Here is a 6891-nt window from a genome sequence, read left to right as displayed (position 1 = left end):
ATATGGTGAGTTTTCTTTATAAGGTTTATGAGGACCAAATCCGTTCGGAAAATCAGAGAAAGTGGTCATCATAAAGGAGATGAAGACCATATCCCTTCGGAAAATCAGGGGAAATGGTTTTCATAACGGGGATTTGAAGACCAAATCTCTTTTGGAAAACGAAGAAAGTGGTCATCATAAAGGAGATGAAGACCATATCCCTTCGGAAAATCAGGGGAAATGGTTTTCATAACGGGGATGAAGACCAAATCTCTTTTGGAAAACGAAGAAAGTGGTCATCATAAAGGAGATGAAGACCAAATCCCTTCGGAAAATCAGGGGAAATGGTTTTCATAACGGGGATGAAGACCAAATCGCTTTGGAAAATCAGGGGAAATGGTTTTCATAACGGGGATGAAGACCAAATCCCTTCGGAAAATCAGGGGAAATGGTCATCATAAAGGAGATGAAGACCAAATCGCTTTTGGAAAACGAAGAAAGTGGTCTTTATAAAAGTGATGAGGACCAAATCCCTTCAGGAACATCAAAGAAAATGGTCTCCATATAGATAATGAAGGTCAAAACTCTTCGAAAAAATAGAAGAAATAGTTTTATAGCAAATGCCATTTGTTCCATCAACCTGAACCACTTAGGAATTAAAACACATTAAAATTGACAGCTCGGCAGTCACATTGACAGTTAATTTTGCAGTTTTTTTATTTGTACAATGATTGTTGTCCATCATAAAGAATGATGTCAATTGTCATGTCAGAACGATCAAAAATATTCAATACCCTTGATAAATATAGATAATGACGTGTATCAATTTACACGTCATTTTTTATGTCATTTATAAAGAATGCACACGTAAACGGAACCCTATATATCTTAAACGGCTCGTCTTTTCTGTGCTTGCCGGAATAATTCATTTACACTACAATATGTAATGAAAGGTGAGATCATAATGAATATTAATAATTTCCGATTCGACCAGGTAGGATTAAATCGTTTTTTTGGTCCTCTAGAAGCTAAGATTATGGACATTCTATGGCAAGGCTCTGAGAAAAGCATAAAGCAAGTTCAACAACAGCTGGAGAAAGAGAAAGCAATCAATTTTAATACCGTTATGACCGTAATGAACCGTCTAGTGGAAAAGGGTATCCTGCAAAAAAGGTTAGAAGGAAGAACATCTCTTTTTAAACCTGTTAAAACAAAAGAGGAATTTATTGAGGAACAATCGAAAAAGCTAACTGATAACTTACTAGATGAATTTGGTGGTTTAGTTGTCAATCATATGTTGGACTCTTTAACGGAAGTCGATCAACAATTATTAAATCGACTGGAAGAAAAAATTGATCAACTTAAGAAAGGAAAAAAGCAATGAATTGGAGATATAAATCCTTAGTTGTTTTAGGTCTAGGTCTTTTCTTAGCCATCGTTCTTTTTATCCAGATGGGGGCGTATTTATTTAATCATATTTTTGGAACGATGATTCATTATAATGTATTTCAGCTTTGTATTAGTTTGTTTAGAGGAAACACGATGCTATATCATTTCATTTTATTTTTAGTAAACTCGTTTATTGCTTGGACTGGCATAATGATTTGTATAAAAATCATTCAACAAATGATTCTATGCTCAAAGATGAAAAAAAGAGTGAAACGAGAATTAAATCATTCAACTACTGAAGACATGAATATGTTGTTTAATCGAAAGAAAAAGGATATCCATGTTATTCATCACCATGAGCCTATTGCTTTTACAATTGGTTTCTTACATCCAATCATTGTCCTCTCAACAAATCTTATTGACATGTTGGATAAAACTGAACTTGAGGCTGTTATTCACCACGAAACTGCACATCAAAAATATAATGATCCCCTAAAAGTACTTATTTTACAAGTGATTTCAGAGGTAATGTGGTATATCCCGTTAACAAAATGGAGTTATGAAAATTATAAAATAATGGTTGAATTAGTTGCCGATGAATATGCGGTTAATCGGATGGGTTCAGAGGTAGGGATAGGCAGTGCTTTAGTAAAACTAATCAAAACACGTATCAGTCATCGACGATCTTCTCCAGTTTTAGTACCCTTTTCAGATGGATCTGTGCATTTTCGGATAAAACAGTTACTAGAACCTGAATTTTCTATTCCTGTTAAATGTCATTTTACATCCATTATTGTGTCTATTAACATGATTGGAATGTTGATGATGGTCATGATCATTGTTTAGTTACGATGTTAATGCTTGACCCAAAAGTTCACCTACACTACAATGGGTAGTGTAGGTGAGGATAGGGTAATAGATAAGAATTTTTTACCACAAAACACTACGTTATGTAGTGTTATTAAATGAAAAGGAGAATAAAAAATGAAATCATTGGAAGTAGGAATATTAATTCTTCGTGTTTATTTAGGATTTGCCTTTTTTATGCATGGACTTGCAAAGTTTCAAGGTGGTGTTGAAAACACAGCAGGCTGGTTTGATAGCATAGGAATACCGGGGTTTACTGCTTACATCATTGCTTTTGTTGAATTAATTGGTGGTTTGTCTTTGATTGTTGGATTTGGTACACGATATATTTCGGCGTTATTCTTTATCATTATGATTGTTGCAACGTTTAAGGTGAAACTATCATCAGGTTTTATGGGGAATAGTCAAGGCTCAGGTTTTGAACTGGATTTGGCTTATGCTGTTATGTCTTTACTTCTTGTTTTTTATCCAACATCGACCCTATCGCTTGACGCGAAGGTAGGGAAAAGGAAAGAGAGATAGGTGAAATAATGGCTTCCCGTAAGAAAAAAGAAAGTAAACCTCAAAAATTAATCGTTTTGATTGTTGGTATTTTTGTTATTTGTATGGCTGCATTGATGTTTATATCAAACCCTTCAAGCTCGACAGTAGAAGCATTAAACGTTGAAAATCAGCCGTATCTAGGTCAAGAGTCGGCCCCGGTTCAAATTATTGAATTTGGTGATTATAAATGCCCGATTTGCAAAAATTTTCACGAAGGATTTGTTTCACAAATAGAAAAAGATTTCGTTGAAACTGGTCAAGCAAAATTTTATTTTTTAAACTATTCGTTTATTCATGTGGATTCTATTCGGTCTGCGAAGTTTGCAGAAACTGTTTACGAGGAGTTAGGTAATGATGTATTTTGGAAATTTCACGATTTACTTTATGAAAAGCAGCCAGAAGATTTAAAGTATGAAAAAATAGATGTTTTTACCGAAGAGTTTCTAGAAAACTTGTTAAAAGAAATTGTTTCTGAACAAGAAGCTAGTAAAGTACTTTCTTCCTTTCAACAGAATAAAGCAGAAGCGGCATGGGACAAGGATATGAAGCTAGCAAACAAATTGAAGCTAACCGGGACTCCAACTATATATGTGAATGGTAAACAATTTGAAGGGAATAGTTATGAAGATCTTAAAGATATGGTTGAAGATGCTATAAAAGGAGAGTAATGAAGGAATGAATAAATCATTACTTTTTTCATGGATAGTATCTCTTGTTGCAACCTTAGGGAGCCTTTTCTTTAGCGAGGTTCTTCATTATGTTCCTTGCACATTATGTTGGTATCAGAGAATTCTTATGTATCCTTTAACGATCATTTTAGGAGTTGCGTTTTACTATGGAGATCGAACAGTCTACAAGTATGGCTTCCCAATAGCAGTAATCGGAATGTTTTTTTCATTCTATCATTATTCTTTGCAGAAGCTCTCATTTTTGCAAAAATTTGAAATGTGTACAAATGGAATTCCTTGTTCTGGTGAGTATTTAAACCTGCTAGGGTTTATTACCATCCCTTTATTAGCATTCTTAGCTTTTACACTAATAGCGATTAGCATGTATATTATAAGGAAAAACAATTGATGAATATCAAAAACTCTTACAGATAGATGGTTGTTTTTATATAGGTTCTTTGAGCAAAAACTGTTTAGGATTGAAGCTAGGATCCAAGACATTCCTTTTACTTATTACATAGCAAAAATGTTTACGATAAAAGGTTAAATCAAATAATAAAGGTCTTCGCCAGAGGGGGTAGCGAAGGCCTCTATTTATTTCCATTTACCGTGTGAGGGGGATCTCACTGTCCCATAAGATTCCTAACATTGAAGGTAATGAAAAAGAGGGGAGTATTAGTAGCCTACATAAGCTGCACCAACGATAATCAATAAAATAAACAATACTACAATTAAAGCAAAGCTGCTTCCTCCGTTATAACCACCCATTCTATCACCACCTTTACTCATGTGATGCTATATTTTATGAATCGCCGTATTTGTTTGAAAGGGACAGACATGGAGTTATAAAAAAAGTGATGGTTTTGACTAACTCATTTTAAAAAAATAATATTAATATCCTTATTTTTCTTACTAGGGCTGTGTGTTATTTTGGTGATGTACAGAGTTATTACTGCAGTAATGAAAGGGCTTTGTTTTTTTAGGAAACAGGAAAAAGATTGTCTGCACACTAAATTTTTTGGTTGTTCGTAATTGGTAAGAATAAAGGTAAAATAGGGCATCGTAAAATATAATAAATGATTGAATAAAGTGAGGTGGGGATATGGATTATTTTTCACCCCAAGCTGAGAGTGTATTTATTTTATTTTCAATTGAACATCTTATAACACTGTTCACCTTTATCATAATTACTTTATTTATCTATTTCTTTCGCAACATGTTGCAAAAAGGCTCCTATGATGCTTTGGCACGTTTTTCTTTGTTTCTCACCATGGTATTATCAGAAATAAGTTTGCATGTTTGGTTGTATTGGTATGATTCATGGTCTTATTCTCACTCACTGCCATTACATCTAAGTAGTATTACTCTTCTTTTATCTGCTATTATGCTATTATCCAAATCCTATTCATTATTTGAATTTACATTTTTTGCAGGGGTAGGCAGTGCGATTCAAGCGATGATTACTCCGGATATTAGTGATTACATATTTCCGCATTATCGCTATATTCATTTTTTTGTTTCACATGGAAGTACAGTTTTAGCTAATCTATATATGGTATTTGTTATTGGCTTTCGACCAAGATTACGGTCAATATGGAAAGCATTTTTATGGTTGAATGCTTATGCAGCTATTATTTTTGTTATCAATTTACTTATAGGCGGAAATTATATGTATATCTCGAGGAAGCCTTTAAACCCAACAATGATTGATTACTTTGGTCCGTGGCCTTGGTATATTATCCCTTTAGAATTCGTTGCATTGGGTACATTCTTCATTCTTTATTTTCCTTTTGCAATAACCGAATGGAAGCAAAAACGACTTACCAAAAGTCGGTAAGTCGTTTTGTGTTACTTATGAACGTTGGATACCAGATGTTGCAAAATTTTTAATGAGCTTTTGCAAATTCCGATGTCCTTCTCGCAGTTTTATTGTCTCTTCAATAATATGTTGAAAGTTCTCTATATCTTTATCAGACGCATTTAAAAGTGATTTTGGGATACCTTCTGCAAGTTGTTGTAAGGTCAAATCATCTCTCACGAACAATGTCCACCTTTCTTTTCATGTACTTTTTCTTCTTACTTAAATAAATTTTAGAAATCTATCAAATCTCCTTCAAAAATTTATCTACAATTCTCAGCATGATTTTTAAAAAAACAAAAAGTAGGATTGAAATATTGCAATACCTGACACAATTAGTTATGTTTTTACGTTAATTAGTATGTAGTGTCGTATTTTATAATAAAATGCTTTATGTAGAAACGGACTGTCCCACATGAGACAGTCCGTTATAAAAATGTATTAGGCAAACTTAAGTAATAAACTTTGTTTACGTTTAGAACCTAAGAGATAACAAAACCATTTTTAGTATCTGTTACTTATCAAGTACTTTGATCTTAACTTGTTTTCTACCCCAGTCGATTGCATCTGATTTTGAAGGGATAAAGACATCAATTCTATTACCTTTAATTGCTCCGCCTGTATCAGCTGCAATTGCCGTCCCATAACCTTCAACTTCAACAGTTGAGCCTAAAGGAATAACGGAAGGATCTACAGCAATAACCTTTTTATCCGGGTTCGCATGTAAGTCGATTCCCATTTTAGTTGTACCAGAGCAGCCTTCACAGTTTGCTGTATAAGCCGTTGCGGTCACAGTCATTTCTTGACCATTTTCTTCTGTTTCAGCTGATTTTGTATTTTTAACTTCTTGTTTGTCCTTTTTAGGTTTAGCTGATACTGTGTTTTTAACTTCTTGACTGTTCACTTTAGTAGCAGGCTTAGAAGAATCTTTTTCTGCTTCAGAATGCTTGATGAGGAGCTCGTCCCCTGGTTGAATAATGTGGGAATCAAGGTCATTCCACTCCTCAAGCTCGTCTACTTCTACCTCATAATGTTTAGAAATATCCCAAAGAGTATCACCTAGCGTTACTTCGTGAGATTCATTAAGAATAAGCTCGTCCTCTGGATGAATTTTATCACTTGTTAGGTTATTCCAATCTATAATATTATCTACTTCTACTTCATTTTCTTCAGCGATATCCCAAAGAGTATCGCCTTCTTTTACTGTAATTTCTTTTGCAGCAGCTTGTACCGAAAATCCAGCTGTTAAGGCTGCAAATGTGATAAACGATATAATCTTTCTTTTCATGGTAAATACCTCCTTGTTAGCGGTTGTGCTAATCAATGAGTTCATCTTACCACGAAAAAGAAAGTTTAAAAGAACAAGCACTTAACAGTTTGTTTACGGTATTACAACTATATGTTAGTAAAGTTACAAAGCGTTCCAACAATATCCATTTCATCTAGTTATCGCTAATTTGTTGGCATAAACCCTCTGTATTACCTAAATGTGGTAACTTATTCGCTATTGAAATAGTTAAGAATCATGAACAAAATCAAAAGTTATCAAAGTAAAATGACGGTTATCATTTGTCGGTAAAAAATATG

At 33.9% G+C, this 6891-nt stretch carries 9 protein-coding genes; 6 read left to right on the top strand and 3 right to left on the bottom strand.

Annotated features, from left to right (window positions below):
• Nucleotides 1–943: 943 nt before the first annotated feature.
• The 5 genes from AC4GZ8_RS21265 to AC4GZ8_RS21245 all read left to right on the top strand — a co-directional run bounded on the left by AC4GZ8_RS21265 (nt 944) and on the right by AC4GZ8_RS21245 (nt 3855).
• Nucleotides 944–1363 (top strand): BlaI/MecI/CopY family transcriptional regulator, encoded by a 420-nt coding sequence (locus AC4GZ8_RS21265; RefSeq protein ID WP_491083910.1) that lies wholly within the window; start codon nt 944–946, stop codon nt 1361–1363.
• On the top strand, nt 1360–2214 hold the full coding sequence (locus tag AC4GZ8_RS21260) for a M56 family metallopeptidase (protein WP_491083909.1): 855 nt from the start codon (nt 1360–1362) through the stop codon (nt 2212–2214). Before AC4GZ8_RS21265 ends, AC4GZ8_RS21260 begins: the two co-directional genes overlap by 4 nt.
• A 138-nt stretch (nt 2215–2352) precedes the next feature.
• Nucleotides 2353–2757: a DoxX family protein gene (locus tag AC4GZ8_RS21255; protein ID WP_491083908.1), complete on the top strand. Its 405-nt coding sequence runs from the start codon at nt 2353–2355 to the stop codon at nt 2755–2757.
• A gap of 8 nt (nt 2758–2765) precedes the next feature.
• Nucleotides 2766–3446 carry a DsbA family protein gene (locus AC4GZ8_RS21250; protein ID WP_491083907.1) on the top strand — a complete coding sequence of 227 codons (681 nt, stop codon included), beginning with the start codon at nt 2766–2768 and terminating at the stop codon, nt 3444–3446.
• 7 nt (nt 3447–3453) lie between these two features.
• Entirely contained in the window at nt 3454–3855 is a 402-nt protein-coding gene (locus AC4GZ8_RS21245; RefSeq protein ID WP_491083906.1) for a disulfide oxidoreductase, read from the top strand.
• Nucleotides 3856–4121: 266 nt separating this feature from the next.
• Here AC4GZ8_RS21245 and AC4GZ8_RS21240 read toward each other — a convergent pair whose 3' ends face one another.
• A complete protein-coding gene (locus AC4GZ8_RS21240) occupies nt 4122–4235 on the bottom strand; it encodes a YjcZ family sporulation protein (RefSeq protein ID WP_491083905.1) in 114 nt (37 codons plus the stop codon).
• Nucleotides 4236–4548: 313 nt separating this feature from the next.
• Between AC4GZ8_RS21240 and AC4GZ8_RS21235 the strand changes: the two genes are divergently transcribed.
• The gene (locus AC4GZ8_RS21235; RefSeq protein ID WP_491083904.1) at nt 4549–5283 is read left to right on the top strand and encodes a YwaF family protein; all 735 of its coding nucleotides are present in this window, start codon (nt 4549–4551) and stop codon (nt 5281–5283) included.
• A gap of 15 nt (nt 5284–5298) precedes the next feature.
• On the opposite strand, the gene AC4GZ8_RS21230 is transcribed toward AC4GZ8_RS21235, so the two are convergent.
• Complete coding sequence (locus tag AC4GZ8_RS21230; RefSeq protein ID WP_491083903.1) at nt 5299–5484, bottom strand: hypothetical protein; 186 nt, start codon at nt 5482–5484, stop codon at nt 5299–5301.
• A gap of 334 nt (nt 5485–5818) precedes the next feature.
• Entirely contained in the window at nt 5819–6592 is a 774-nt protein-coding gene (locus AC4GZ8_RS21225; protein WP_491083902.1) for a 3D domain-containing protein, read from the bottom strand.
• Nucleotides 6593–6891 lie beyond the last annotated feature (299 nt).

The organism is Metabacillus sp. RB-C-LZQ-3-1 (genome assembly GCF_058315175.1).
Note: the sequence above shows the minus strand (reverse complement) of the source record. Positions and strands in the feature narration are given on the sequence as shown.

Excerpts from the sequence above, each read along its gene's own strand:
- AC4GZ8_RS21260 (WP_491083909.1), top strand. The coding sequence starts at position 1,360 with ATGAATTGGAGATATAAATCCTTAGTTGTTTTAGGTCTAGGTCTTTTC.
- AC4GZ8_RS21255 (WP_491083908.1), top strand. The coding sequence starts at position 2,353 with ATGAAATCATTGGAAGTAGGAATATTAATTCTTCGTGTTTATTTAGGA.
- AC4GZ8_RS21265 (WP_491083910.1), top strand. The coding sequence starts at position 944 with ATGAATATTAATAATTTCCGATTCGACCAGGTAGGATTAAATCGTTTT.
- AC4GZ8_RS21225 (WP_491083902.1), bottom strand. The coding sequence starts at position 6,592 with ATGAAAAGAAAGATTATATCGTTTATCACATTTGCAGCCTTAACAGCT.
- AC4GZ8_RS21245 (WP_491083906.1), top strand. The coding sequence starts at position 3,454 with ATGAATAAATCATTACTTTTTTCATGGATAGTATCTCTTGTTGCAACC.
- AC4GZ8_RS21235 (WP_491083904.1), top strand. The coding sequence starts at position 4,549 with ATGGATTATTTTTCACCCCAAGCTGAGAGTGTATTTATTTTATTTTCA.
- AC4GZ8_RS21250 (WP_491083907.1), top strand. The coding sequence starts at position 2,766 with ATGGCTTCCCGTAAGAAAAAAGAAAGTAAACCTCAAAAATTAATCGTT.
- AC4GZ8_RS21240 (WP_491083905.1), bottom strand. The coding sequence starts at position 4,235 with ATGAGTAAAGGTGGTGATAGAATGGGTGGTTATAACGGAGGAAGCAGC.